24 protein-coding genes are annotated in these 25,960 nt (G+C 70.5%); 13 read left to right on the top strand and 11 right to left on the bottom strand.

Annotated features, from left to right (window positions below):
* Positions 1-161: 161 nt before the first annotated feature.
* Genes OF380_RS02560 through OF380_RS02540 form a run of 5 tightly spaced genes read left to right on the top strand, consistent with a single transcriptional unit; the run spans position 162 to position 5,791 of the window.
* On the top strand, positions 162-1,286 hold the full coding sequence (locus OF380_RS02560; protein WP_404810526.1) for a PhoH family protein: 1,125 nt from the start codon (positions 162-164) through the stop codon (positions 1,284-1,286).
* A gap of 5 nt (positions 1,287-1,291) precedes the next feature.
* Positions 1,292-1,789: an rRNA maturation RNase YbeY gene (gene ybeY, locus OF380_RS02555; RefSeq protein ID WP_264049233.1), complete on the top strand. Its 498-nt coding sequence runs from the start codon at positions 1,292-1,294 to the stop codon at positions 1,787-1,789.
* Positions 1,790-1,825: 36 nt separating this feature from the next.
* On the top strand, positions 1,826-2,932 hold the full coding sequence (locus OF380_RS02550; protein WP_264049232.1) for a hemolysin family protein: 1,107 nt from the start codon (positions 1,826-1,828) through the stop codon (positions 2,930-2,932).
* Positions 2,933-2,942: 10 nt separating this feature from the next.
* Positions 2,943-4,619 (top strand): apolipoprotein N-acyltransferase, encoded by a 1,677-nt coding sequence (gene lnt / locus OF380_RS02545; RefSeq protein ID WP_264049231.1) that lies wholly within the window; start codon positions 2,943-2,945, stop codon positions 4,617-4,619.
* A complete protein-coding gene (locus OF380_RS02540) occupies positions 4,616-5,791 on the top strand; it encodes a CynX/NimT family MFS transporter (protein WP_264049230.1) in 1,176 nt (391 codons plus the stop codon). Before lnt ends, OF380_RS02540 begins: the two co-directional genes overlap by 4 nt.
* A gap of 55 nt (positions 5,792-5,846) precedes the next feature.
* Here OF380_RS02540 and OF380_RS02535 read toward each other — a convergent pair whose 3' ends face one another.
* On the bottom strand, positions 5,847-7,913 hold the full coding sequence (locus OF380_RS02535) for a protein meaA (protein WP_264049229.1): 2,067 nt from the start codon (positions 7,911-7,913) through the stop codon (positions 5,847-5,849).
* Between the two features lie 398 nt (positions 7,914-8,311).
* On the opposite strand from OF380_RS02535, the gene ccrA reads away from it, so the two are divergent.
* Positions 8,312-9,589, top strand: coding sequence for a crotonyl-CoA carboxylase/reductase (ccrA, locus tag OF380_RS02530; RefSeq protein ID WP_264049227.1), 1,278 nt, complete (start codon positions 8,312-8,314; stop codon positions 9,587-9,589).
* Between the two features lie 31 nt (positions 9,590-9,620).
* Here the strand turns inward: ccrA and OF380_RS02525 are convergent, their stop codons facing one another.
* On the bottom strand, positions 9,621-9,788 hold the full coding sequence (locus OF380_RS02525; protein WP_264049225.1) for a hypothetical protein: 168 nt from the start codon (positions 9,786-9,788) through the stop codon (positions 9,621-9,623).
* Positions 9,789-9,962: 174 nt separating this feature from the next.
* Here OF380_RS02525 and leuD point away from each other — a divergent pair, with 174 nt between their 5' ends.
* The 4 genes from leuD to OF380_RS02505 all read left to right on the top strand — a co-directional run bounded on the left by leuD (position 9,963) and on the right by OF380_RS02505 (position 13,408).
* On the top strand, positions 9,963-10,565 hold the full coding sequence (gene leuD, locus OF380_RS02520) for a 3-isopropylmalate dehydratase small subunit (protein WP_264049224.1): 603 nt from the start codon (positions 9,963-9,965) through the stop codon (positions 10,563-10,565).
* 344 nt (positions 10,566-10,909) lie between these two features.
* The gene (locus OF380_RS02515; RefSeq protein ID WP_264051155.1) at positions 10,910-12,070 is read left to right on the top strand and encodes a lytic murein transglycosylase; all 1,161 of its coding nucleotides are present in this window, start codon (positions 10,910-10,912) and stop codon (positions 12,068-12,070) included.
* Positions 12,067-12,453: a RidA family protein gene (locus OF380_RS02510; RefSeq protein ID WP_264049223.1), complete on the top strand. Its 387-nt coding sequence runs from the start codon at positions 12,067-12,069 to the stop codon at positions 12,451-12,453. The genes OF380_RS02515 and OF380_RS02510 overlap by 4 nt, the downstream gene beginning before the upstream one ends.
* A 31-nt stretch (positions 12,454-12,484) precedes the next feature.
* Positions 12,485-13,408 carry an NAD-dependent epimerase/dehydratase family protein gene (locus tag OF380_RS02505; protein ID WP_264049222.1) on the top strand — a complete coding sequence of 308 codons (924 nt, stop codon included), beginning with the start codon at positions 12,485-12,487 and terminating at the stop codon, positions 13,406-13,408.
* Between the two features lie 51 nt (positions 13,409-13,459).
* On the opposite strand, the gene OF380_RS02500 is transcribed toward OF380_RS02505, so the two are convergent.
* The 4 genes from OF380_RS02500 to OF380_RS02485 form a co-directional block, all read right to left on the bottom strand.
* Positions 13,460-13,795: a PepSY domain-containing protein gene (locus tag OF380_RS02500; RefSeq protein WP_264049221.1), complete on the bottom strand. Its 336-nt coding sequence runs from the start codon at positions 13,793-13,795 to the stop codon at positions 13,460-13,462.
* A 106-nt stretch (positions 13,796-13,901) separates the two neighbouring features.
* A complete protein-coding gene (locus OF380_RS02495; protein ID WP_264049220.1) occupies positions 13,902-14,744 on the bottom strand; it encodes a DUF1206 domain-containing protein in 843 nt (280 codons plus the stop codon).
* A 27-nt stretch (positions 14,745-14,771) separates the two neighbouring features.
* Positions 14,772-15,113 carry a hypothetical protein gene (locus OF380_RS02490; RefSeq protein ID WP_264049219.1) on the bottom strand — a complete coding sequence of 114 codons (342 nt, stop codon included), beginning with the start codon at positions 15,111-15,113 and terminating at the stop codon, positions 14,772-14,774.
* A gap of 270 nt (positions 15,114-15,383) precedes the next feature.
* On the bottom strand, positions 15,384-16,829 hold the full coding sequence (locus OF380_RS02485; RefSeq protein ID WP_264049218.1) for a homospermidine synthase: 1,446 nt from the start codon (positions 16,827-16,829) through the stop codon (positions 15,384-15,386).
* Between the two features lie 319 nt (positions 16,830-17,148).
* Here OF380_RS02485 and OF380_RS02480 point away from each other — a divergent pair, with 319 nt between their 5' ends.
* Positions 17,149-17,325 carry a hypothetical protein gene (locus OF380_RS02480; RefSeq protein WP_264049217.1) on the top strand — a complete coding sequence of 59 codons (177 nt, stop codon included), beginning with the start codon at positions 17,149-17,151 and terminating at the stop codon, positions 17,323-17,325.
* A gap of 24 nt (positions 17,326-17,349) precedes the next feature.
* Here the strand turns inward: OF380_RS02480 and OF380_RS02475 are convergent, their stop codons facing one another.
* Both OF380_RS02475 and OF380_RS02470 read right to left on the bottom strand, forming a co-directional pair.
* Positions 17,350-17,937: a GNAT family N-acetyltransferase gene (locus OF380_RS02475; RefSeq protein ID WP_264049216.1), complete on the bottom strand. Its 588-nt coding sequence runs from the start codon at positions 17,935-17,937 to the stop codon at positions 17,350-17,352.
* Between the two features lie 144 nt (positions 17,938-18,081).
* Positions 18,082-19,248, bottom strand: coding sequence for a type III PLP-dependent enzyme (locus OF380_RS02470; protein ID WP_264049215.1), 1,167 nt, complete (start codon positions 19,246-19,248; stop codon positions 18,082-18,084).
* Between the two features lie 676 nt (positions 19,249-19,924).
* Between OF380_RS02470 and OF380_RS02465 the strand changes: the two genes are divergently transcribed.
* Entirely contained in the window at positions 19,925-21,499 is a 1,575-nt protein-coding gene (locus OF380_RS02465; protein ID WP_264049214.1) for a glucan biosynthesis protein, read from the top strand.
* A complete protein-coding gene (locus tag OF380_RS02460; protein ID WP_264049213.1) occupies positions 21,496-21,990 on the top strand; it encodes a GNAT family N-acetyltransferase in 495 nt (164 codons plus the stop codon). The genes OF380_RS02465 and OF380_RS02460 overlap by 4 nt, the downstream gene beginning before the upstream one ends.
* Before the next feature lie 114 nt (positions 21,991-22,104).
* Here the strand turns inward: OF380_RS02460 and OF380_RS02455 are convergent, their stop codons facing one another.
* The 3 genes from OF380_RS02455 to OF380_RS02445 form a co-directional block, all read right to left on the bottom strand.
* Positions 22,105-22,344 carry a hypothetical protein gene (locus tag OF380_RS02455; RefSeq protein ID WP_264049212.1) on the bottom strand — a complete coding sequence of 80 codons (240 nt, stop codon included), beginning with the start codon at positions 22,342-22,344 and terminating at the stop codon, positions 22,105-22,107.
* Between the two features lie 110 nt (positions 22,345-22,454).
* On the bottom strand, positions 22,455-24,602 hold the full coding sequence (glyS, locus tag OF380_RS02450) for a glycine--tRNA ligase subunit beta (RefSeq protein WP_264049211.1): 2,148 nt from the start codon (positions 24,600-24,602) through the stop codon (positions 22,455-22,457).
* Positions 24,527-25,057: an endonuclease domain-containing protein gene (locus OF380_RS02445; protein WP_264049210.1), complete on the bottom strand. Its 531-nt coding sequence runs from the start codon at positions 25,055-25,057 to the stop codon at positions 24,527-24,529. Before OF380_RS02445 ends, glyS begins: the two co-directional genes overlap by 76 nt.
* Positions 25,058-25,960: the final 903 nt, after the last annotated feature.

Raw genomic sequence — 25,960 nt, 5'->3', positions numbered from 1 at the left:
CGCGGACCACCCCGGGCGATACGCCGCGCCGGTGGACCCGTGGACGTGGCGCAACGAAACCCGATCTCCGCAACGTCTCCGGACGCCTGCCTCGGGCCGGCAGCGAACGCATAACCTCGATGCACAGACGTCGATGCACGGACCTCGATGCATGAACCTCGATGAAGGACAACGGCGTGGCAGGATCTGAGGGTTCGAGCGGACGCAGCGGCGCGCTGCGGGGGCGTGGTCCGGCCGCGGGCCTCGGGGGCCTGGAGGAGACGCAGGAGGTGTCGCTCACCTTCGACGACAACCGCCTCGCGAGCCTCGTCTTCGGCCAATACGACCAGAACGTCGCGCATATCGAGCGGCGACTCGGCGTCACCGCCACGGCGCTCGGCAACCACCTGGTGGTGAAGGGCGGCGTCGAGGCGGCCGAGAAGGCCCGCAAGGTCTTCGAGCGTCTCTATGCCCGGGTTCGGACGAGCGGCCTGCCGCTGACCCTCGGCGACGTGGACGGAGCGATCCAGGAAACGACGCAGCAGGGCAACCTCTTCCCGGCAGCCGAGGTGAGCGCGGAGCCGGACCGCCCGGTCTTCGACCAGATCGCCACGCGCAAGCGCGGGGCGGTCCGCGCCCGCAACGCGGCGCAGGACGCCTACATGAAGGCCCTGCGCAGCCACGAGCTCGTCTTCGCGGAAGGGCCGGCCGGAACCGGCAAGACCTGGCTGGCGGTGGGCCACGCCGTCTCGCTGCTGGAACAGGGCCATGTCGAGCGCCTGATTCTCTCCCGCCCCGCCGTGGAGGCCGGCGAGCGCCTGGGCTTCCTGCCCGGCGACATGCGCGAGAAGGTCGACCCCTATCTCCGCCCGATCTACGACGCCCTCTATGATTTCATGGAATCGCGCCACGTCGACCGGGCCCTGCAGACCGGGGTGATCGAGATCGCGCCGCTCGCCTTCATGCGCGGGCGCACGCTGACCAACGCGGTGGTGCTGCTCGACGAGGCGCAGAACACCACCTCCATGCAGATGAAGATGTTCCTCACCCGCCTCGGTGAGAACTCCCGCATGATCATCACCGGCGACCCGAGCCAGATCGACCTGCCGCCGGGGCAGAAGTCGGGCCTCGTCGAGGCCGTGCGCGTCCTCGACGGCGTCGAGGGCATCGGCCGAATCACGTTCCGCGATGTGGACGTGGTGCGCCACGACCTCGTGCGCCGCATCGTCACCGCCTACGAGGCGGCCTTCCACGGCGAGGGCGACGCGGATCGGAGCCCGCCTCCGCGCCGGAGGCCGCCGGCATGACGCCGATGGAGGCCGAGATCGACGTGGCGATCGAGGATTCGCGCTGGGAGACGGTGGCGCCGGACCTCGAAGCCTTCGTGATTCGCGCGGTGGAGGCGGGCCTCGCCGTCGCCCCGGAGCCGCCCGGCGGGCCGGTCGAGATCAGCATCCTGCTCACCACCGACGCGGTGGTGCAGGAGCTGAACCGGAGCTGGCGCGGCAAGGACAAGCCCACCAACGTCCTGTCCTTTCCCGCCCCCGCGCAGCCCGCCCATGCAGGGGTGGCGATGCCGCTCGGCGATGTCGTTCTTGCGTATGACACAATGCTGCGCGAAAGTGCCGAGCAGACGAAGCCGCTCAGCGACCATCTTGCGCACCTCCTAGTCCATGGCACCCTTCACCTGCTCGGTCAGGACCACGAGACCGGCGAGGCGGATGCCGACGCGATGGAAGCGCTCGAAGTGGCAGCCCTTCGCACGCTCGGCGTTCCGGACCCGTATGCCGCAGAACCTTGCGCAGAGTGACCGGTTCTATCGCCTGACATCTCAGATCAGAGAGACATGACAAACGATCGAAGTCGCGGCGCGGCTCAAGCCGCGCCCAGCAACGGTGACGGGGAATCCCAGGCCCGCGAGCCCTGGTATGACCGCCTCCTCCACGTGTTCCATCTGCGGCCGCGCGATTCGCTGCGCGACGACATCGAGGATGCTCTGGCCGAGCCCGACACCGGCGAGAACGCGTTCTCGCCCCTCGAACGCGCCATGCTCAAGAACGTGCTCGGACTGCACAAGGTGCGGGTCGACGACGTGATGATCCCCCGGGCGGACATCGTCGCGGTCTCGATGGAGACGAACCTCGGTGACCTCCTGAAGCTGTTCCGCACCGCCGGCCATTCGCGCCTGCCGGTCTACGGCGAGACCCTCGACGACCCGCGCGGCATGGTCCACATCCGCGACTTCGTGGATCACATCGCGGCCCGGGCCGAGACCGGCGTGCGCCGTGTCGCGCCGAATCAGGGGGAGGGCGAGGCCGCTCCCGTGCTGCCGCCCCGCGCGCGGCGGGGGATGCGCGCCCTGCGCAGTCTGAACCTCGCCCAGGTCGACCTCTCCGTCACCCTGGCGGAGGCCCGGATCCAGCGCCCCGTGCTCTTCGTGCCGCCCTCGATGCCCGCCATCGACCTCCTGGTCCGGATGCAGGCGACGCGGACCCACATGGCCCTCGTGATCGACGAGTATGGCGGCACCGACGGTCTGATCTCCATCGAGGATCTCGTGGAGATGGTGGTCGGCGACATCGAGGACGAGCACGACGTCGCGGAAGGCCAGCTGATCCAGCGCGTGGAGGGCGAGGGCGATGTGTTCGTGGCCGACGCCCGCGCGGGCCTCGCCGAAGTGTCGGCGGCCAGCGGCGTCGACCTCGTGGCGGCGGTCGGCGACATGGCCGAGGAGATCGACACGATCGGCGGCCTCATCGTGACCCTGGCCGGACGCGTGCCCGCGCGCGGCGAAATCATCAGCGGTCCGGGCGACCTCGCCTTCGAGGTGCTGGACGCCGATCCCCGCCGGGTGAAGCGCCTGCGCCTGCAGCGCGGCGACGCGCGCATCACCGCCGTCGTGCCGCTGGCCCTGCCGGCCCCGACGCCGCCGGCCGAAGCCTCCGCACCGTGACGGATCGACGATGACGTCAGGACCCGCGGACCGCGTCGCGCGCGGTCCGGCGACGGGCCCGCTCGCGTCCCTCGCGCAGTGGGTCATGCTGACCGCGGGCTGGCGCCGCATCGCCGTGGCCTTCGTCGCCGGGGCCGTCGGAGCCCTTGGCATGCCGCCATTCGGCCTGTTTCCGGCCCTCGTGGTTTCGTTGAGCCTCGCGGTCTGGCTCCTCGACGGCGCCGCCACCGGTCGGCGCGCCACACGCGGTGCGGTCGCCGCCGCCGCCCTCATCGGCTGGGCCTGGGGCTTCGGTTACCTCACCGCCGGCCTGTGGTGGCTCGGCTCGGCCTTCCTGGTGGAGGCGGACGAATTCCTCTGGGCCCTGCCCCTCGGCGTCCTCGGGCTCCCCGCCGTGCTCGCGCTGTTCTACGCCGCCGGCTTCGCCTTCGCGCGGCTGCTCTGGCCCAGGAGCTCCCTCCGGATCGTGGCGCTGGCGGTCGGGATCGCCGCCTGCGAGTGGCTGCGCGGCCATCTCTTCACGGGCTTTCCCTGGAACGCCCTCGGCATGGCGCTCGGCCAGAATCTCTGGCTCATGCAGGGCGCCTCCGTTGTCGGGCTCTACGGCCTGACCCTGCTCGCCGTCGCGATCGCGGCCGCGCCCGCCACCCTGCCGGTGGCCGAGACGCGGCTGGGCCGCTTCGCGCCCTCGGGCCTGGCGGCCCTCGCGCTGGTGGGCCTCGCGGCCTTCGGCGCGGCGCGCGTGCCCCCCGCTCCGTCGCCGCCCGTGGCGGGCGTGCGCCTGCGCCTCGTCCAGCCGAACCTGAACCAGGACGCCAAGTTCCGGCCGGAGAACCGGCAGGACATCCTCGACCGCTACCTGGAGCTCAGCGACCGGGCCAGCGGACCGGATCGCACCGGCATCGTCGACGTCACCCACGTGATCTGGCCGGAATCGGCCTTCCCCTTCCTGATCCAGCGCGACCCCGAAGCCCTCGCGCGGATCGCCGCCGCCTTCCCGCCCGGCCGGCAACTCATCACCGGGGCCGCCCGGATGGAGACGGCGGCGGGCGAGGAGCGCCCGCGCTTCTTCAACAGCATCCTGACCATCGCGTCCGGGCCGAGCTTCGGCGACATCTACGACAAGGTCCACCTCGTGCCGTTCGGCGAGTACCTGCCGGGGCCCCTCGACGCGACCCTGCGGGCGCTGCGGATCCGGCAGTTCGTGTCGATTCCGGGTGGGTTCACGGCCGGGGACCGGGCGCGCCAGCGCATCATGACGGTGCCGGGCCTGCCGCCCGTGGCGGCGACCATCTGCTACGAGGCCATCTTCCCCGGTGCGATCGTGCCCGGCGCCACGCCGACGGGGCCGCCGCCGGTACCGGGGCTGATTCTCAATCTGACCAACGACGCCTGGTTCGGCGACACGCCCGGGCCGCGCCAGCACTTCGCCCAGGCACGCCTGCGCGCCGTGGAGGAGGGCCTGCCCCTGGTGCGCGACGCCAACACCGGCATCTCCGCCGTGGTCGATGCCTACGGGCGGATCACCGCGAGCCTGCCGCTCGGCGTGGAGGGCATCCTCGATGCCGACCTTCCGGCCCGCATCTCCGGCCGGACGCTCTACGCGCGCCTGGGCGACGTGCCCTTCGCCCTCGCCCTGGCGGGCGCCCTGCTCTGGGTGCTGACGGCGAGGCGCCGAAACGCGTGAGCCGAACCCCGTCGCGAACGCGCCGCCCGATCCTGCTCGGGCTCGGCATCATGCTCGTCGCCTTCAACATGCGTCCGGCCCTGACCACCGTGGGCCCGCTCCTGGAGCGCATCCGCGGCGAGACCGGGCTCACCGCCGCCGGAGCGGCCCTGCTCACGACCCTGCCGGTGCTCTGCATCGGCCTCGCCTGCACCCTCGGGCCCCTGGTGATGCGGCGGCTGGGCGCCGATCGCGGCGTGCTCCTCGCCGTCGCCATCGTCGCCGTGGGCTCGGGCCTGCGCGGGTTCGGCGGCACCCTGCCGCTCTTCCTCGGGGCCTGCCTCGCGGCCTTCGGGATCGGCCTGTCGGGCGTGCTCCTGCCCGGTCTCGTCAAGCGCGACTTCCCGAACCGCACCGGCCTGCTCACCGGCCTCTACACCATGGTGCTCTGCCTCGGCGCGGCGGCGGGGGCGGGCCTCTCCGTACCGCTGGCCGAGCCCCTCGGGGGCTGGCCCGCCGCGCTCGCGGTCTGGGCGGTGCCGGCCCTGCTGGCGACCCTGGCCTGGGCCCCCTTCGCCCGGGCCCCGACGGCGCAGGCCGGCGCCGCGCGGCGGGGCTCGCTCTGGCGCGATCGGCTGGCCTGGCAGGTCACGGGCTTCATGGGCCTGCAATCGTCGCTCGCCTACATCATGTTCGGCTGGCTGCCCCTGGTCCTGCACGACCGCGGCCTGAGCGCCGTGGAAGCCGGCTTCGCCACCTCGCTGATGAGCCTCGGACAGGCGCCGGCCGCCCTCGTGATTCCGGCCCTCGCCGCGCGCTTCCGCGATCAGCGCCTGTTCGCGGTCGCCCTGCTGGTCCTCTGCGTCGCGAGCCTCGTCACGCTGGTGAACGGGCCCCTGGCCTGGGCCCTGCCGTTGGGCATCCTGCTCGGAGCCGGCCTCGGCGGCCTGTTCGGCCTCGGGCTGACCATCATCGTCCTGCGGGCCCGCGACGCGGCGGCGGCCGGCAACCTCGCGGCCATGTCGCAGAGCGTGGGCTACACATTCGCCGCGCTCGGACCCCTGAGCTTCGGCCTGGCGCACGACCTGACCGGGGGCTGGGCCGCCTCGACGATCCTGTTCTGCGCCATCGCCGTCGGCGCTTTCCTGTGCAGTCTCGGCGCCGGCCGGGACCGCTACGTCGGCGCGCCCTGAGCCATCGTGTCGGACGGGACGGCGCCTGCGCCGCCCCGATTCGCGCGCGACCCGGTCAGAACACCGTCTCGGCCTTGTCCCCGCGCGGGGCTGCTCCGGCGATACCGGCCGCTTCGTCGGCCTGCTCGGCCGCGCGCTTGTCGAGGGCGCGCCCGACGACCCGGGCGATGCCCACCATGATGGTGTCGAGGATGTAGTCCTTTGGCGTGTAGACCGCCGTGACGCCCATGTTCTTGAGCACAAGTTCGTCGTCGGGCGAGATGATGCCGCCGACGACCACGGGAATGTGGTCGAGGCCGGCCTCGCGCATCTTCGCCTTGACGTCGCGCACCAGCGGCACGTGGCTGCCCGAGAGGATCGACAGGCCGACCACGTGGGCGCCGGTCGACTTGGCCTTCGCGACGATCTCGGCCGGGGTCTGGCGGATGCCGTCATAGGTCACGTCGAAGCCGACGTCGCGGGCGCGCAGCGCGATCTGCTCGGCGCCGTTGGAGTGGCCGTCGAGGCCGGGCTTGCCGACCACGAGCTTCGGGGTCTCGCCCAGGCGCTCGCCGAGATCCGCGATCAGGAGCTTGGCATCCTCGGCCGCACCCGAGGACACGGTCTCCAGGGTCACGCCGGTGGGTGCGCGGTACTCGCCGAAGACCTGACGCAGGCGCTCGCCCCACTCACCCGTGGTGACGCCCGCCTTCGCCGCCGCGATCGAGACCGGCATGATGTTGGCGCCCGAGCGCGCGGCCGCCTCGAGGTCCTCCAGCGCCCGCGCGACGGCCCGATCGTCGCGCTTGGCCCGCCAGTCGCGGATGCGCTGCTCGGCCTCCATCTCGACGGTCTCGGAGACGGTGAAGATCGCGCCCTCGCCGGCGGTGAGCGGGGAGGGCTCGCCGGCCTGGAACTTGTTGACGCCGACGACGATCTGGTCGCCCGCCTCGATGGCCGAGATGCGCTTGGCGTTGGATTCGACCAGCGCCCGCTTGAGGGCCCCGGTCTCCACGGCGGCGACCGCGCCGCCGATGCCGCCGATCTCCTCCAGGGCCTTGCGGGTCTCGGCCTTCAGGGCCTCGACCTTGGCGTCGATGACCTTCGAACCGTCGAAGATGTCGTCGTATTCGAGCAGGTCGGTCTCGAAGGCCAGGATCTGCTGCATGCGCATGGACCATTGCTGGTCCCAGGGGCGGGGCAGGCCGAGCGCCTCGTTCCAGGCCGGAAGCTGCACCGCGCGGGCCCGCGCCCGCTTCGACAACGTCACGGCCAGCATCTCGATGAGGATGCGGTGGACGTTGTTCTCGGGCTGCTGCTCGGTCAGTCCGAGGGAGTTCACCTGGACCCCATAGCGGAAGATGCGCTTCTTCGGGTCGGTGATGCCGTAGCGCTCCTGGGCGATCTCGTCCCAGAGTTCCGCGAACGCCCGCATCTTGCAGATCTCGGTGACGAACCGCATGCCCGCGTTCACGAAGAACGAGATCCTGCTGAACACGTCGGCGAAGCTCGCCGCGTCGAAATCGGGATCCTCCCGAACGGTGTCGAGCACCGCGATGGCGATGGCGAGGGCGTAGGAGAGCTCCTGCACCGGCGTCGCCCCGGCCTCCTGCAGGTGGTAGGAACACACGTTCATCGGGTTCCACTTCGGCACTTCCTTGGTCGTGAACAGGATCACGTCCTTGGTCAGGCGAAGGGAAGGGGCCGGCGGGAACACGTAGGTGCCGCGCGACAGGTATTCCTTGATAATGTCGTTCTGGGTCGTGCCCTGCAGGCCGCTCATGGGCGCGCCCTGCTCCTCGGCCACCGCCAGATAGAGCGACAGCAGCCACGGCGCCGTGGCGTTTATCGTCATCGAGGTGTTCATCTGCTGGAGCGGAATCTGGTCGAACAGGGTCCGCATGTCGCCCAGATGCGCGATGGAGACGCCGACCTTGCCGACCTCGCCGCGCGCCAGCTCGTGGTCCGGGTCGTAGCCGGTCTGGGTCGGCAGGTCGAAGGCCACCGAGAGGCCGGTCTGCCCCTTGGCCAGGTTGCCGCGATACAGGGCGTTCGATTCGGCCGCGTTGGAGTGACCCGCATAGGTCCGGATGATCCAGGGCTTGTCGCGCTTGACCTCAGCGACGGTCGCACTCGCGCTCATTCCACTCGACTCCGTTCGATTGTGTGCCGCGCCGAGGCGCGTGATGCGCGGGACACTATCCAAGCCGTCGGCGTCCGTCATCTGGCCTCAGGTCCAGTACGGTCGTGCCCGCGCGTGAAAGCTTGGAAAAATACTCAATGTCCGCCGCAAGCGAATTGAACGGCGCGAAGCGATGGAGGAACACCAGACTGCACGCAACCAATTGGCAAGACAGCAAGATCTTCCGTGAAGCGTACCGCGCGACCGCTCCGTAATATTGTATACGTCGGGAAGGGGCCGCGGACGGGCCGGGTTGCCCACACCGGTGAGGTCTTCATGGCCTTTTCGGGGCCTTGGAGCGGTTCAGGTTCACCGATATAGGGTCGCCTCACAAAGCAAACCAAATGGGGAGAACCAGAATGGCCGCGAGCCCTGCGTCGAGCACGACGGAACTCAAGGACCTGTACGAGATGGGTGAGGTCCCGCCGCTGGGTCACGTGCCGGCGAAGATGTACGCCTGGGCGATCCGGCGCGAGCGCCACGGTCCGCCGGAGCAGTCGCACCTGCTCGAGGTGCTCCCCGTCTGGGAGATCGGCGACGACGAGGTGCTGGTCTACGTCATGGCCGCCGGCGTCAACTACAACGGCGTCTGGGCCGGCCTCGGCGAGCCGATCTCGCCCTTCGACGTGCACAAGGGCGAGTACCACATCGCGGGCTCGGATGCGTCCGGCATCGTCTGGAAGGTCGGCGCCAAGGTGAAGCGCTGGAAGGTCGGCGACGAGGTCATCATCCACTGCAACCAGGATGACGGCGACGACGAGGAGTGCAACGGCGGCGACCCGATGTTCTCCCCCTCGCAGCGCATCTGGGGCTACGAGACGGGCGACGGATCCTTCGCGCAGTATTGCCGGGTGCAGTCGCGCCAGCTGATGGCCCGCCCCAAGCACCTGACCTGGGAAGAGGCGGCCTGCTACACCCTAACCCTCGCCACCGCCTACCGCATGCTGTTCGGCCACGCGCCCCACACCGTGCGTCCGGGCCAGAACGTCCTGGTCTGGGGCGCCTCGGGCGGCCTCGGCGTGTTCGCGGTGCAGCTCTGCGCGGCGTCGGGCGCCAACGCCATTGCGGTGATCTCGGACGACACCAAGCGCGACTACGTGATGAGCCTGGGCGCCAAGGGCGTCATCAACCGCAAGGAGTTCGACTGCTGGGGCCAGCTGCCCAAGGTGAACTCGCCCGAGTACAACACCTGGCTGAAAGAGGCCCGCAAGTTCGGCAAGGCGATCTGGGAGATCACCGGCAAGGGCAACGACGTCGACATCGTGTTCGAGCATCCGGGCGAATCGACCTTCCCGGTCTCCACGCTGGTGGCCAAGCGCGGCGGCATGATCGTGTTCTGCGCCGGCACCACCGGCTTCAACATCACCTTCGACGCCCGCTACGTCTGGATGCGCCAGAAGCGTATCCAGGGCTCGCACTTCGCGCACCTGAAGCAGGCCTCGGCGGCCAACCAGTTCGTTCTCGACCAGCGCATCGACCCCTGCATGAGCGAGGTCTTCCCCTGGGACAAGATTCCCCAGGCCCACACCAAGATGTGGAAGAACCAGCACGCGCCGGGCAACATGGCCTGCCTCGTGAACGCCCCCCGCGCCGGCCTGCGCACGGTTGAGGACGTGATCGAGGCCGGAAAGCTCTAAGCGTTCCGCGCTGAATACCTCTTCCCGACGATCACCTGCCCTTCTCGGAGGGCAGGTGCTTGGCGTATTCCTCGCGCTCTTCCTTCTGCTTGATCAGGTCTGCATAGGCCTGGCGCATCTCGGGCGACACCGTCACCGAGCGGGCCTTCTCCTTCTTGCGTTTCGGCGCCTTCTTGAACTGGTTCGCACTCTCGGTCATCGCTGCCCCCATCCTCGGTTGTCCCGAGCATAGGCGCGTTGCGCGACGACGGCGAGACGCGGACGTTCGTCTTTCGGCGGCGCCGCCCGGCTGATAGACGTCTCCCCAAGCGCGAGCCCCGCTTCGTCACCGGATGCGGACGCCGCGCAACGCGAGACCACGGCGACCGGCATCATGGAAAAATTCACCACCCTGGAGGGCGTCGCGGCGCCCATGCGGATCATCAATGTCGACACCGACCGGATCATCCCCAAGCAATACCTGAAGACCATCAAGCGCACCGGCCTCGGCAAGGGCCTGTTCTCCGAGATGCGCTACCGGGACGACGGATCCGAGAACCCGGACTTCGTCCTGAACAAGCCGGCCTACCGCAACGCCAAGATCCTCGTGGTCGGCGACAATTTCGGCTGCGGCTCCTCGCGCGAGCACGCGCCCTGGGCGCTGACCGATTTCGGCATCCGCTGCGTCATTTCCACGAGCTTCGCCGACATCTTCTTCAACAACTGCGCCAAGAACGGCATCCTGGCGATCACGGTGTCGCCGGAAGACCTGGAGAAGCTCTTCGAGGATGCCGAGCGCGGCTCGAACGCCACCCTGTCGGTGGATCTCGAGGCCCAGACCATCCGGGGCCCGGACGGCGGCACCCTGCATTTCGACATCGATCCCGGCCGCAAGGAGAGCCTCCTCAACGGCCTCGACGAGATCGGCCTCACCCTGAAGCGCGCGCCCGCCATCGACGCCTACGAGGCGAAGCTCGCGGCCCGCGGGTTCGCCTGACATTCGCCACGCGAGCGCCGGAACCGCGACAGATCCCTCTCCCCCTTACGGGGAGAGGCCAGGCGTGGGGGTGTCGCCGCAGACCTCGCCGCAGACCTCGCCGCTCGAGGCCACCCCGACCCCATCGCGCCTGAAAAAACGGCGGCGAGCCGCGCCGCGCCCGATGTCCGCCGCGCCGGCTCGCACGCGCACCAGGACCGACGCCCCGATCATTCGGCCCGGGCCTCAACCGTTCGTTAACCCTGGTATCGCCTGAATCGCCGCTCACATTCTGTGCGGACGCATTGGCGGAGATCACGATGGCATTCGGCCGACCGGGTAAGACGGCGACCCTCTCCCTCGGGATGGCCGCGGCCCTCCTGACGCTCTCCGCTCCGGCCCGCGCCGACTTCGAGGATTGTCTGGCGGGGCTGCAGGCCCAGGCCGCCGCGCAGGGGATTTCCGCCCAGACCTTCCGCGCGGCCACCACCGGCATCGCCTACGACCCGAAGGTGCTCGAACTCTCCCAGGCCCAGCCGGAGTTCAAGACGCCGATCTGGGACTACATGGCGGCCCTGGTGGACGAGGAGCGCGTCGACGACGGCAAGGCCGCCATGCGCCAGCATGCCCAGGCCCTCGCCAGCGCGGAGGCCCGCTACGGCGTCGACCGCCACACCATCGCGGCGGTCTGGGGCGTCGAATCCAACTTCGGCAAGAATCTCGGCAAGATGCCGCTGGTGCAGTCCTTCGCGACCCTGATCTGCGCCAACCATCGCCGGAAGGACTTCTTCAAGGGCGAGCTGATGGCCACCCTGAAGATCATCGAGCGCGGCGACATCGACCCGTCGCGCCTCACCGGCTCGTGGGCCGGCGCCTTCGGCCAGACCCAGTTCATGCCCACCACCTACCAGCGTCTCGCCGTCGACGGCGATGGCGACGGGCGCCGCGACCTCGTGGATTCGGTCCCCGATGCGGTCGCCTCCACCGCCAACTTCCTGCGGGTGGCGAAGTGGAACAACGGGCAGCCCTGGGGCTACGAGGTGAAGGTGCCGCGCGGCTTCAACGCCGGGGCGGCCGGACGCAAGAACAAGAAGGCCGTGGCGCACTGGGCGTCGCTCGGCGTCACCCGGATCGACGGCCGTCCGCTCTCCGGCGAGGGTCCGGTCGGGATCCTGCTGCCGGCCGGAAGCGATGGCCCGGCCTTCCTCGTCACGAAGAACTTCGACGCGCTCTACTCCTACAACGCCGCCGAATCCTACGGGCTCGCCATCGCGGTGCTGTCCGACCGGCTGCGCGGGCGCGCCGGTATCCAGGCCGAGTGGCCGACCGACGATCCGCCCCTGTCGCGGGCCGAGCGCCGCGACCTCCAGGCGCGCCTGACCAAGCGCGGCTTCGACGTCGGCGAGCCCGACGGCAAGGTCGGGTCCAAGACCCGCGATGCCATCAAGGAGGTCGAGCGCAGCCTCGGCATGCCGGCCACCGGCCGTCCCGGCGCGAAGGTGCTCGAAGCGCTGCGTCGCGGATGAGCGGCCGGCGCCTCATCAGCTCCGGCTCGCCCTTCGAGGCGGCCTACGGCTATTCGCGGGCGGTGGTGCAGGACGGCTTCGTCTTCGTCGCCGGCACCACCGGCTACGACTACGCCACGATGGCGCTGCCCGATTCGGCAGGCGAGCAGGCCGAGGCCTGCTGGCGGACCATCGCGGCCGTGCTGGCGGATGCGGGCACGTCGCTGACGCAGATCGTGCGGGCCACCTACTACGTCACCGACCGTGCGGAGGTCGAAGCGGTCCTCGCCGTCTGCGGGCGCGTGCTGGCGTACATCCGTCCGGCGGCGACCATCGTGATCGTCGCCGGGCTGCTGCGGCCCGAGATGAAGGTCGAGATCGAGGTCACGGCCAAGCGCCCATAGGGGCCAAGCGCCCATAGGGAAGGTTCGGCTCATGGGCGTACGGTTGATCGCACTCACCGGGGCCACGGGCTTCATCGGGCGCCACCTCCTGCACAGCCTGTCGCGCCGGGGCTACCGGATCCGCGTCCTGCTGCGTCGGCCGGTGGAGGTGCCGGAGGGGGCCAGCGGCGCCGTGGTCGGGGACCTCGCCCGGCCGATGAACATGGCGGCGGCGCTCGCCGGCGTCGATGCGGTGGTCCACACGGCCGGCCTCGGCCCCGCGATGTCGGGGACGCCCGAGGACGATTTCCGCACGTCGAACACCGAGGCGACCCTGCGTCTCGCCGAGGCGGCGGCCCGGGCCCGCGTCCCGCGTTTCGTGTTCCTGTCCTCGATCCGCGCGCAGACCGGACCCTCGGCGCCCGGCCCGGTGACGGAGGCGGATACACCGTCGCCCACCGATGCCTATGGACGTTCGAAGCGGGATGCGGAGCTGGCGCTGGCGGGGACGGGGCTCGACTGGGTCGCCCTGCGCCCGGTCCTCGTCTACGGCGCGGGCGCCAAGGGCAACGTCGCGACCCTGATGCGGCTGGCCCGCTCGCCCGCCCCCCTGCCGTTCGGAGGCCTGGACGCGCGCCGCTCCCTGGTTTCGGTGGAGAGTCTCGCCTCCGCCGTGGCGACGGTGCTCGAAGCACCCGGCCCTCTGCGTCGCCCGCTCATCGTGGCCGAACCCGACGCGCTGAGCGTGCCGGAGATGATCGCCGCCCTCCGGGCCGGCCTCGGGCGCGGACCCGGCCTCCTGCCCATCCCCCGCAGCCTGCTCGGCCTCGCCTGCCGGTTGGCCGGCCATGGGGAGGCCTATGACCGCCTGTCGACCAGCCTCGTCGCGCGGGCCGATGGGTTGACCGAACTCGGCTGGTCCCCGGCGACGCCGACCCGGGAGGGGCTGACCACGTTCGCACGCGGCCAGACGTGACGAAGGCCCGGCTGCGGGCCGGGCCTTCGTCGAACCATCCGGGGCTGATTATCAGCGGCGGACGTCGAGGACGTCGCCCGAGCGGCTGTCGAGCACTACCGTGATGTCGTCGCCGCGCCGGTCCGAACCGCGCACGATCAGGCGGGGTCCGCGACGGTCGACGTTGTCCACATCGACGAGGCCCTCGCGCCGGGCGATGCGAGCCGCCTCGCCGCGGCTGAGTTCGCTGCGCGGCGGGCCGCGATCGTCGTAGCCGCGCCGGTATCCGGGATCGACCTGGACGCCGCCGGGGCCGATGGAGATGCCCTGTGCGACGGCCGGGGCGGCGGCGAGGCCGAGGCCGAGCGCCACGAGGCCGCCGGTCAGGAAATTGGAACGAAACTGCACTGGGACTTCCCTTCCACGGGCATCGCGAGGGCGGAGCGCGGCCGGATGCCGTGTCACGCGGTCAGCGCCACAATCAACCTATGACAGGATTGGTTCCCGATTCGGCTCAGCGGACCGCGCGCAGGGCAGCCGCCACGGCGTCGTCGGTCCGGTCGATATCCGGCGCGTCGATGTGCCGGAAGCGGGCCTGGATCAGGCCGAACGCCCCGAAGGCGAAGTGCCCGGCAGCCACGACGGCGAGCAGCACCCAGCCGTAGGGCTGCGCGCGCAGGGCCGCGAAGGCGCCGGCGAGCCCCTTCACCTCCGAGGAGGCCTGATGCCAGGCGGCCGCGAGGAAGAACCCGCCGATGATGAGGAAGGCGATGCCGCGCGCGGCGTAGCCGAACTGCCCGACGGGCTTCACCCAGCGGCAGCGCTCGGCGTCGAGCTTGAGCCGGTCGGTGACGTCGCCCTTGAAGGCCTTGACCAGGAACGCGACCCCGCCGCCCATCACCGCGAGCCCGATCAGGCCGACGAGCCACAGGCCGAGGGGTTTTCCGAGGAGCCAGGCCGTCCAGTCCTGCGCCGCGTCGCCGCCCCCGCGACCCAGGCCGAGCGCGAGGGTGGCGGCGGTGATCGCCAGACCGGTGTAGATCGCGGCGCTGAGGAGATGCGCGAGGCGCACCACGATGCCCTTCAGGGACGTGCCGCGCCGATCCGCGTCGGTGATGCCCTCGATCAGGCGCCAGAGGGCGAAGCCCGCCAGGCCGAACGCGATGAGGCCGACCAGGACGGCGCCGAGGGGCCCCGCCAGCACCCAGCGGATCGCGCTCTCGCTGTCGCCCGCGCGCCCGCCCTTGCCGATGGCGGCCAGGAGGGCGAGGCCGCCCACGATGCAGTAGACGACGCCGCGCGCGCCGTAGCCGAACCGGGCGAGGCGCTCGATCGTGTTTCGTCCAAGCTTGAGCAAGGCGTTTCCCGGTTCTTCGCGACGATGTCAGTCCTGAGAACGCGCAGCCTTGCCGGAAAGTGCCACGTAGAAGCCGAGCCCGTCGCCGGCCGGCAGAGTCTGCAGGCGCTCGACCAGGCCCTTGCGCTTGGCGTCGAGCAGCAGGCGGCCGGTGGGCTGGAACAGCGTCTCGCCGCCGCCCTCCGGCGGCGGATCGAGGCGGATCGCCACCGTCTTGCCCTTTCCGAAGCGGCTGCGCTCCAGCATGTCGGCGAGGGAGGCTTCCGCCGTGGGGCGATTGCTGCCGCGCAGGTCGAGCACGGATTCGGCGTCGGTGACGCCGAGCGAGCCGCGCAGCTTGGCGGCGTAGAAATCTTCGAAATGGGGCACCGGGCGGCTCAGTCCTGGCTGGAGACGAAGATGGGGCGCGTCAGGGCGCGACACCATCGTAGACGCCTGCAGCTCGCGGAGACAACGCGGGGTCCGGCAATTCCGGCACCCCGCCGCGGGGTACGCGAAGACGCATGCGCTGCCGGCCTCGCGTCGCCCGATTCCGACAGCGTCGTCGTCCGATCGCGCGTGGGGATCGTCCGCAAACGCCATCGGCGCCCTCCAGGGGAGAGCGCCGATGGTCTCAAGCCCCGATCAGGGGACCGGTTTTCAGCCGTGCACGAGCACGTTCCGGAACTGCCACGGATCGCTGGTGTCGATGTCCTCCGGGAACAGGCCGGGGCGGCCGGTCAGCGGGGTCCAGTCGGTGTAGACGCCGATGACGGGGCCGAGATACGGGGTCTGCACCTCGAGGCAGCGGCGGAAGTCCATCTCGTCGGCTTCCACGATGCCGGCTTCCGGGTTCTCCAGCGCCCAGACCATGCCGGCGAGCACCGCCGAGGTCACCTGCAGGCCGGTGGCGTTCTGGTAGGGGGCGATCCGGCGGGTCTCCTCGATGGAGAGCTGCGAGCCGTACCAGTAGGCGTTCTTGGCGTGGCCGTAGAGGAGCACGCCGAGCTCGTCGATGCCGTCCACGATCTCGGTCTCGTCGAGGATGTGGATCGTCTCCTGGACCTTGCCGCCGTTGCCGAACATCTCGTGGAGCGAAAGCACCGCATCGTTGGCGGGGTGGTAGGCGTAGTGGCAGGTCGGCCGGTAGGCGGCGCGCTCACCCTCGAGAACGGTGTAGTAGTCGGAGATCGAGACGGCCTCGTTGTGGGTCACCAGGAAGGCGTATTGCGACTGGGCGGTGGGCGTCCAGGAGCGCACGCGGGTGTCGGCGCCGGGCTGGAGCAGGTAGATCGCGCAGCGCGAACCCTTCTCCTGCTCGCGGCCGTTCTCCGGCATCCAGGTCTCGTGGGTGCCCCAGCCGAGCTCGGCCGGCTGGTTGCCTTCGGAGACGAAGCCCTCCACCGACCAGGTGTTGACGAACACGCCCATGGGCTTGGCCGACTTGGCGCGCTGGGTGTCGCGCTCGGCGATGTGCACGCCCTTGACGCCGACCTCGCGCATGAGGGCGGCCCAGCCCGCGCGATCCTTCGGCTCGGGGGTCTTCAGGTCGAGGTCGCCCGCGATGTTGAGGAGCGCCTGCTTCACGAACCACGAGACCATGCCGGGATTGGCACCGCAGCACGACACGGCGGTGGTGCCGCCGGGGGAGGCGGCGCGGGCATCGAGGATGTCCTGGCGCAGCGCGTAGTTGGTGCGGTCACCCTGGCTCTTGTTCTTGTCGAAGTAGAAGCCCGGCCAGGGCTCGGCCACGGTGTCGATGTAGAAGGCGCCGAGTTCGCGGCAGAGCTCCATGATGGCGCGCGAGGAGGTGTCCACCGAGAGGTTGACGCAGAAGCCCTGTCCGCCGCCCTCGGTGAGGAGTGGCGTGAGCACGTCACGGTAGTTCTCGCGGGTGAGCGCGACCTGCTCGAAGCGCAGGCCGTGCTTGTCGGCCAGCGACTTGTGCGCGTCGGAGGGCTCGATGACCGTGAAGCGCGCCTTGTCGTATTCGAAGTGGCGCTCGATCAGGGGAAGGGTACCGCGTCCGATGGAGCCGAAGCCGATCATCACGATGGGGCCGGTGATGCGGCCGTGGACGGGCCAGGAGGTCGCGGCTTCGGTCATGGGCAGGGTAATCCTTCTCAAACGGGTATCGAGGTCGTCGCACGGCGACCGCAGGGCTTAGGCGCCCGATATGACGAACAGGCGACGGGCTCAGTGACGTTTGCGGCCCCCAGGGTCAACCGCGTCGAGGGCGGTCGGGATCGGCGGGCAGACGCACAGGGTTACGGAACATTGAAGATGCGCATGCTCTCAACGCAGGGCGACATCCCACCCAAGCGCATTGCCGCGTCCACCACCCACTCCGATATTGCACTGCAACAGAACAACAGCGAACCCCCTACGAGGAAGCGTCCGTCCCCCTACGCCACGGACCTCTGCCATGCTCTCGCTCATCACCGCGCGCCTCGCCGCTCCCGTCGACGAGCCGATCGACCGCGATCCCGGTATCATCACCCTGGCCGCCTCGCTGCTCCGCATCGTCACGCGCCGTCACGACGCCGCCTTCCAGCGCCGCTGCGACCTGGCCGCCAAGGCCGACCATCACACCAACGTCTGATCCGACCTTCCGTCCGATGACCGCTCAGGCAACCCGTCGTCGCGCCGCCGAACCGGCCGCGGCGACCTCGGCGGGCCTATCGGATACGACCACGTTCGAAGCGGGCACGGCATCGCCCCAGTCGCCCGTCGCCCGCAGGATGCCGCGTGCCCCGGCCAGGGCACCCGCGCGCAATTCCAGACCCAGGAAGCGATCGCGCTCGAAGGGCCCCGGCATGAACAGCCCCTGCGCGTACGCCGGCGAGAACCCGAAGCGCGCATAGTACGCCGCATCGCCCATCAGCAGCACCGCACCGTGGCCGAGATCGCGCGCGCGCCGCAGGACGCCCTGCATGAGTCTCGCGCCCAGACCGAGGCCCTGGCTCGCCGGATCCACCGCCAGCGGCCCGAGCAGCAGGGCAGGGCGGCGCGGGCCGGCCTCCACGTGCCACAGGCGCACGGTAGCGATGACGCGGTCGTCCCGCTCGGCGACGAGGGCGAGGCCCTCCGCCGGCAGGCGTCCCTCGCGCAGGCGCTCCGACGTCTTCATGCGGCGCGCCTCGCCGAAGCAGGCATCGAGCAGATGCTCGCGGGCGACGACGTCACCCGGCACTTCATCACGAATCTGGACCAAGGCCGCACCCTTCCCGAACGTTGGGCAGGCGACGAGACGATCCGGCGACACCATCGGGTGCGCGCGGGGCGAGGGTCGTGGGGGTCGACGGCCGGACCCCCCTTCGCGGAAGGTCCGGCGCTCACGTCGTGCGCGTGAACAGGTTTAGATCACGTATTGCTGCAGGGGCGGGAAGCCGTTGAACGCCACCGCCGCGTAGGTGGTGGTGTAGGCGCCGGCACCCTCGATCAGCACCTTGTCGCCGATGGAGAGCGATACCGGCAGCGGGTAGGGCACCTTCTCGTAGAGCACGTCGGCCGAATCGCAGGTCGGGCCGGCGAGCACGCAGGGGGACATGCGGTCCTCGTCGTGCTCGGTCCGGATCGCGTAGCGGATCGACTCGTCCATGGTCTCGGCGAGGCCGCCGAACTTGCCGATGTCGAGGTAGACCCAGCGCACCTCGTCCTCGGCATCGGACTTCTTCGACACCAGCACGACCTCGGCCTCGATCATTCCGGCATTGCCGACCATGCCACGGCCCGGCTCGATGATGGTCTCGGGCAGGTGGTTGCCGAAATGCTTGGTGAGCGCCCGGAAGATCGCGTCGCCGTAGGATTCCACGCCCGGCACCGCCTTGAGGTACTTGGTCGGGAAGCCGCCGCCGAGGTTGACCATCTGGAGGGCGATGCCGCGCTGGGCGCATTCGGCGAAGATCATCGCGGCGGAGGCGAGCGCCCCGTCCCAGGCGCCGGTGTTGCCCTGCTGCGAGCCGACGTGGAAGGAGACGCCGTAGGCGGTCAGGCCCTGGCGGAAAGCGTGCTCCAGCACGTCGACGGCCATCTCCGGCACGCAGCCGAACTTGCGCGAGAGCGGCCACTCGGCGCCGGCCCCGTCGCAGAGGATGCGGCAGAACACCTGCACGTCGGCGGCATCCACGCCGGCCGCCGCGGCAGCGCGGCCGATCTTCTCGACCTCGGCCTCGCAATCGACCGCGAAGAGGCGCACGCCGAGCTTGAGCGCGCGGGTGATGCAGCGCTCCTTCTTGATGGTGTTGCCGAAGGAGACCCGGTCGGCGGTGGCGCCGGCGGCCAGGGCCATCTCGACCTCGACCACGGAGGCCGTGTCGAAGCAGGAGCCCATCTCGGCGAGCAGACGCAGCACCTCCGGCGCCGGGTTCGCCTTCACGGCGTAGAAGACGCGGGTGTCGGGCAGGGCGCGGGCGAAGGCGGTGTAGTTGTCGCGCACGACCTCGAGGTCGAGGACCATCACCGGGCCTTCGTCCTGGCCCATGTCGCGGCGTGCACGCAGGAAGTCGCGGATGCGATCGGTCATGGTCGGTCCAACCCACAGGTTCGCGAGCGCCCGTTCGTGGGGCGCGCTGTCGAATGTCTGGACGACAGGCGTCGTCCGGCGTCTGGGGCGATGCGACGCGACGCGCGGCGTGCTTTGGAGACACGTCGTCGGACGCGGGCGCATCAGCACCCGGAAGCTGCCGTGGATTGGAAGGGGGATCCCCACCGCACGCCGGGCAAAGAGAAACAAGCCTCTTCGGTGCCGGCCTTTGGAGGGCCGACGAGACCAAAAAAGCCCGTTCGTCGTTGCTTTAAGCTGCGTCCCCCGTGGAGAGCGGGGTTCGCCGGTTTCGCCTCCGGCTGCCGGTTGTTGTCGGGGTCCGGTGTTGCCACCTGGATGCCGGCCGGAGGGAATCCACCCTATCGACCATCGATCCTTTAAGACCCCTGGCGGCTGTCCGGCAGTTGGCCGGATGCCCACCAACCGACACGCGGCCACAGGCACGTGCGAAATTGGGCAAGGCGCATATACGGTCACGCCGTTCCCGCCACAAGGGAAAATCCGATTTTTCAGGGCAATATCCCCGCAGGCGTGGCGGCTGTTGCCCAAACGTCGCGCTCTCCTCCCGCCGGCCCGCGATGGCCCCTTCCCAAGGGGCGGCGGACGGGCCATTGAGCGCAACGTTTCTCGCGCGTTCGAACGTGGTCCCAGGCTCATGACGGAACTCAACCGGCGGATCGTCGTCCAGGGTCTGGCCAGCGCCGCACTCCTGGTCAGTGCGGGGGAGGCCAGCGCGCAGCGGGCGGAGGGACGGCCCGAGACGCCCTTCGGCTTCGCGGACGTGGAGCGGCGGGCGAAGGACCTCGCGGCGCGGCCCTACGACGGGCGCGTCCCGGCCCTGCCCGCGCCGATCGCCAAGCTCGATTACGACGCCTGGCGCGACATCCGCTTCAAGCCCGAGAAGGCCTTCCTCGGGGAGGGGAGCCCGTTCCGGCTCCAGCTCTTCCACCTCGGCTTCCTCTATACGCGGCCCGTGACGGTGAACCTCGTGCGGGGCGGCCTCGCGACGCCGATTCCCTATCAGGCGAGCCTCTACGACATGGGGCGGACCAAGCTCGACCGGGCGCTGCCCCTGGACCTCGGCTTCGCGGGCCTGCGCATCCATTCGCCCCTGAACAAGCCGAACCTGCTCGATGAGCTCATCGTCTTCCTCGGGGCGAGCTACTACCGCTTCCTCGGGCGGGACCAGCTCTACGGCCTCTCCGCGCGCGGCCTCGCGGTGAACGTCGAAGGGCGGGGCGGCGCGGAGGAGTTTCCGACCTTCCGCGAGTTCTGGGTCGTCACCCCGGAGACGAACGCGGACGCGCTGGAGATCCACGCCCTCCTCGACGGGCCCTCGCTCACCGGCGCCTTCCGGTTCACCGTGACGCCGGGCGACGAGACCAGCGTGGCGGTGACGGCGACGCTGATCCCCCGCGCGGACCTCGCCACGGTCGGGCTCGCGCCCCTGACCTCGATGTACTTCATCGGCGAGAACGACCGCCGCCATGCCGACGATTACCGGCCCGAGCTCCACGATTCCGACGGCCTGCAGATCGCGGCCGGCAGCGGCGAATGGCTCTGGCGCCCCCTCGACAATCCGCGCGGGCGCCGCATCTCCCAGTTCGGCGACCGCGACCCGAAGGGGTTCGGGCTGATGCAGCGGGACCGGCGCTTCGAGACCTACCAGGACCTCGAAGCCTCCTACGACCGGCGCCCGGGCTACTTCGTCGAGCCCGAGGGTGCCTGGGGCGAGGGCGCGGTCATGCTGATGGAACTGCCCACCGACACGGAGACCAACGACAACGTCGTGGCCTGCTGGCGCCCGGCCCAGCCCTACCCGGCCGGCGTGCCCGTCAGCCTGTCCTACCGGGTGCGCGCCGTCGGCGGCGCCGCGCTCCATCCGGGCGGGCGCGTGGTCAACACCTTCAGCGTGGCACCCGTGGCGAGCGGCACCGCCAAGTCCGAGGAGGCGAAGGGCGGCCTCAGCCGCCGCTTTCTCGTGGATTTCGCCGGGGGCGATCTCGCCTATTACCGCGCCGCGCCCGGCCGGGTCGAGGTCGTGGCCGGCACCGCCGTGGGGCGGATCACCGCCACCTCGCTGACGCCGAACCCGCATGTGGACGGCTTTCGCGCCGCCATCGACGTGGCCCTGGAGGCGCCCGGCCAATCCACCGACCTGCGGGTCTTCCTGCGGGCCGGCGGCCGCGCCCTGACCGAGACCTGGCTCTATCCCTGGACCGCTGCGTGAGCGCGACCTCGCTCAGGGCCGAGCCGCCGCCGGTCGTGACGCTGCGGCCGGCGACGCTGGCCGACCTCGACGCCCTGGTCGCCCTCGAACACGCGGCCTTCGCCAGCGACCGGGCCGAGCGCCGGGCGATCCGCCACGCCATCCGCTCGGCCAGCATGACCGTCCTGGCCGCCGTCATGGATGACGAGGCCGGCCGGGAGACCCTGGTGGGCGCCGCGACGCTGGAGCGGCGGCGGGGCAGCCGCAAGGCCCGCCTGTCCTCCATCGCGGTCTCGCCCGCACGCGCCGGGCTGGGCCTCGGCAGCCTCGTCCTCGACGCCGCCGAGGCGGATGCGCGGGCGCATGGCTGCACGCAACTGCGTCTCGAAGTCCGCGCCGACAACGGCGCCGGCATCCGCCTGTACGAGCGGCGCAGCTACGCCCGATTCGCGGTGATCCCGGACTATTACGAGGACGGGATGGAGGCCTGGCGCTACGCCAAGCCCCTCTGAGCGCCAAGCCCCTCTGAGCGGCAAGCCAACCCGACGCGGAGCTCTTCCGAACGAAAAGACCCGCCGCGGCGGGGCCGGAGCGGGTCTCGTGACGTCACCGGTCGGGGATCGGGATCAGTCGCAGCTCTCCTTGGTGACCGTCTTGCGGTCGCCGAGCTCGTTCTCCTTGGTCACGGTCTTCGAGGAGCAGCCGTCGCTGGATTCGCGACGCTCCACCGTGCGGCTCTCGCTCGAGGGCCGGTCGACCACCACGGTCTCGGGCGCATCGCGGCGGATCACCGTGGTTTCGGCCTGGACGGCGGAGGCGCCGCACAGCGTTGCCAGCGTCAGGGCGAACAGGATGGGGGTGCGCATGGGGATCTCCCTCGTGGAAAACTGCGGCTGCAACGGCGCCGACCCCGAAACCGTTCCGCTTATTCCCGAGGTCGGTTGCGCAATGTCCCCGAGCGCCGCCCCATCGAGACTCAGCCCTCGATCCGCGAGAAGTCCGCGACCGCGCGGGTGGCCGCCCGCAGGGCGTTGAGGAGGGCGAGCCGGTTCGCGCGCAGGGCTGGATCCTCGGCATTCACCGTGACCCGCTCGAAGAACGCGTCCACCGGCGCGCGCAGGGTCGAGAGCGCCCGCATGGCCCCGGCGAAATCCTCCGCCGCCACGGCGGCCGAGGCGGTCTCCCGGGCCGCCGCGAGGGCCTCCGCGAGGGCCTGCTCCTCCGGCTCGCCCCGTGCGGCCAGGGCCGCATCCGGGGCGTCGTCGTAGGCCCGGCCGTCCTTCTTCTCCTCGATGCGCAGGATGTTGGCGGCCCGCTTGTAGCCGGCGAGGAGATTCCGGCCGTCGTCGGTCTCCAGGAACGCGCCGAGGGCCTCGACACGGCGGACGACCATCAGCAGGTCGTCCTGGCCGGGCAGGGCGAAGACGGCGTCGATGAGGTCGTGCCGGGCGCCCTGGTCGCGCAGGTAGACTTTCAGGCGGTCGGCGAAGAAGGCGAGCAGGTTCTGCGCCTCGGCATCGGTGTCCCGCTCCGCCGAAGCGTCACCGGCTTCAAACGCCGGCGTGCCGTAATTGCCCAGGCCATCGGATGCCGCCTGATATCCGTCGCGCAGCAGCGACAGCTTGATGCCGTTCTCGAGGATCAGGCGGATCACGCCCAGGGCCGCCCGGCGCAGGGCGAACGGGTCCTTGCTGCCCGTCGGCTTCTCGTCGATCGACCAGAACCCCACCAGGGTATCGAGCTTGTCGGCCAGCGCGACCGCCACGGCGACCCGGTCCGTGGGCACCCGGTCGGAGGGGCCCGCCGGCTTGTAGTGGTCCTCGATGGCGGCCGCGACGCTGGCGTCCTCACCCTGGAGCGCCGCATAGGTGCGGCCCATCAGCCCCTGAAGCTCGGGGAACTCGCCGACCATCTCGGTGACGAGATCCGCCTTGGCGAGGCGCGCCGCCCGCTCGGCCAGATCCGCATCGGCGCCGACGAGGGGCGCGAGTTCGCGGGCCAGGGCGGCGATGCGCTCGACGCGCGCGCCCTGCGTGCCCAGCTTCTCGTGAAACACGATCGAATCGAGCTTCGGCAGCCGCTCCTCGAGCCGGGTCGCCTTGTCGGTCTCCCAGAAGAACTTCGCGTCGGACAGCCGCGCCCGCACCACGCGCTCGTTGCCGGCGGTGATGGCGAGACCCCCGTCGCTGGCGATGAGGTTCGAGACCAGCACGAAGGCCGGGGCGAGCCGCTCGGTGCCGGGCGCCCGCAGGACGAAGCATTTCTGGTTGGCCCGGATGGTGGCGCGGATCGCCTCGGCCGGGATGTCGAGGAAGGCCTCCTCGAAGGAGCCCATCAGCACCACCGGCCATTCCACGAGTCCGGCGACCTCCTCCAGCAGGCCCTCGTCCTCCACCAGTTCGAGGCCGCGCGCGAAGGCGAGGTCGCGGGCATCGTGCAGGATGATGTCCTTGCGCCGCTCCACGTCGAGCACGACCCTGGCCCGCTCCAGGGCCCGGACGTAATCGTCGAAGCGCCGGACCTCGATGGCTTCGGGTGCCAGGAAGCGGTGGCCGTAGGTGGTGGTGCCGGCCGCGATGCCGTCCACCGCGAACGGCACCACGTCGGGCGTCTCGGTCTCCGGCCCGAAGGTGGCGACGATCGACTGCAGCGGGCGCACCCAGCGGAGCGCCCCCGGCTGCGCCGAGGCCGTGCCCCAGCGCATGGATTTCGGCCACGGGAAGCTGCGGATGATCTGCGGCAGGATCTCGGCCAGCACGTCGAGGGTGGCGCGGCCCGGCCGCTCGATCACCGCCACGTAGAACGCGCCCTTCTTCGGGTCGGTGACGACGGTCGCCTCGTCGAGGCTCGCCAGCCCGGCACCCTTCAGGAAGCCCTGGATCGCGGCGTCCGGCGCGCCGACGCGGGGCCCCTTGCGCTCCTCGCGCAGGTCCTGCCCGCGCGCGGGCAGGCCCGCCACGTGCAGGGCCAGCCGGCGCGGCGTCGCGAAGGCCTTGGCGCCCTCGTAGAGGAAGCCGCGCTCCACCAGGGCGTCGGTGACGAGCTTCCTCAGATCGTCGGCCGCGCGCCGCTGCATGCGGGCGGGGATCTCTTCGGAGCGCAGTTCGAGGAGGAGGTCGGGCATGGCGGGGCGGGCAACCTATTCCCCTCCGCAGGCACGGAGAGGCTCGAGGGTGGGTCCCCGGCGTCGCCGCCGGGCATCATGGCGCCCGTGTAGAGAGCCGCGTAAATCGTGTCGAGGACGGGCGCGATGCGGTACGCCACTTCGGCGTTGGAGAATCGCAGCGCCCGGTACCCCCGCGTCGCCAGCCACGCCGTCCGCCGGGTATCCGCCGAGGCCTGATCCGCGAGCCCGTGATGCCCACCATCGACCTCGATGACGAGGCGGTGCCGGTGGCAGACGAAATCCACGACGTACGGGCCGATCGGCGCCTGCCGTCGAAAGTGCGTCTCCGCCACCGGCACCCGGCCGAGATGCCACCACAGCCTGGTCTCGGCCGGCGTCATCCGCTTGCGCAGGGTGCGGGCGCGAGGAATTCCGGGTTTGCGCGACCTCGGCATCGACGTGCTGGCCCTCACCGAATCGGGTCTCGTGGTGAGATTGGATTCCGGTGGGGGAACAGACCAGACCGTGGTGGGGGCTGCCAAGGCTGGTTCGCCCGTTTGTGGCGACAGTTGAGGTTGGGTCTCAACCGTTTCCGGACTGGCGCTGCTCTTCTCTCTCTTGGGGCGGAGTTGGCGGTTGGGGGGGCGGCGCCTCGCTTGGGAAGCTCAGGGGGCTCTTTGCGATCCCGTTCGCTGAAATTCAGGACCGGCGCGCTGGCACCCCCACCCTGACCCTCCCCGCAAGGGGGAGGGGAGGCCGTTGTGGTTCGAACGCTGGGTGTCGCCAGGTTTCACATCTGCGCGGGAGTAGGAAAGACCGATCGGCCCAAGCACGAACCCAAGTCCGTCCAGCACCGCTCTCCTCCCCCTTGCGGGGAGGAGCCGGAGGTGGGGGTGCCGGCGCATCGCTTTGGACGTTGAGGCGCTTTGGCGACCCGGTTCGGGGGACCTCCGGAGCGGCGTGCCGGCACCCCCACCCTGGCCCTCCCCGCAAGGGGGAGGGGACGCCGTTGTGGTTCGAGCGCCAGGACATCCCCAGGCTTCACATTCGCGTTCGGGGTAGGGAAACCGATCGCACGAGCGCAAACCTACACAGCTCCAGCGCCGCTCTCCTCCCCCTTGCGGGGAGGAGCCGGAGGTGGGGGTGTCGGCGCCTTACTTCGGAAGCTCACGCACCTTCGACGACTTGATTCGGGGGAACTCAGGACCGGCGAGCCGGCACCCCCACCCTGACCCTCCCCGCAAGGGGGAGGGGAGGCCGTTGTGGTTCGAAGCCGGATGTCGCCAGCTTTCACATCTGCGCGGGGGCAGGAAAGACCGATCGGCCCAAGCACGAACCCAAGTCCGTCCAGCACCGCTCTCCTCCCCCTTGCGGGG

The sequence above is a fragment of the Methylobacterium sp. FF17 genome, from assembly GCF_025813715.1.
Classification (GTDB): Bacteria; Pseudomonadota; Alphaproteobacteria; order Rhizobiales; family Beijerinckiaceae; genus Methylobacterium; species Methylobacterium flocculans.
The sequence above is the reverse complement of the archived record's forward strand: the minus strand, read 5'-3'. Positions and strand labels throughout refer to the sequence as shown.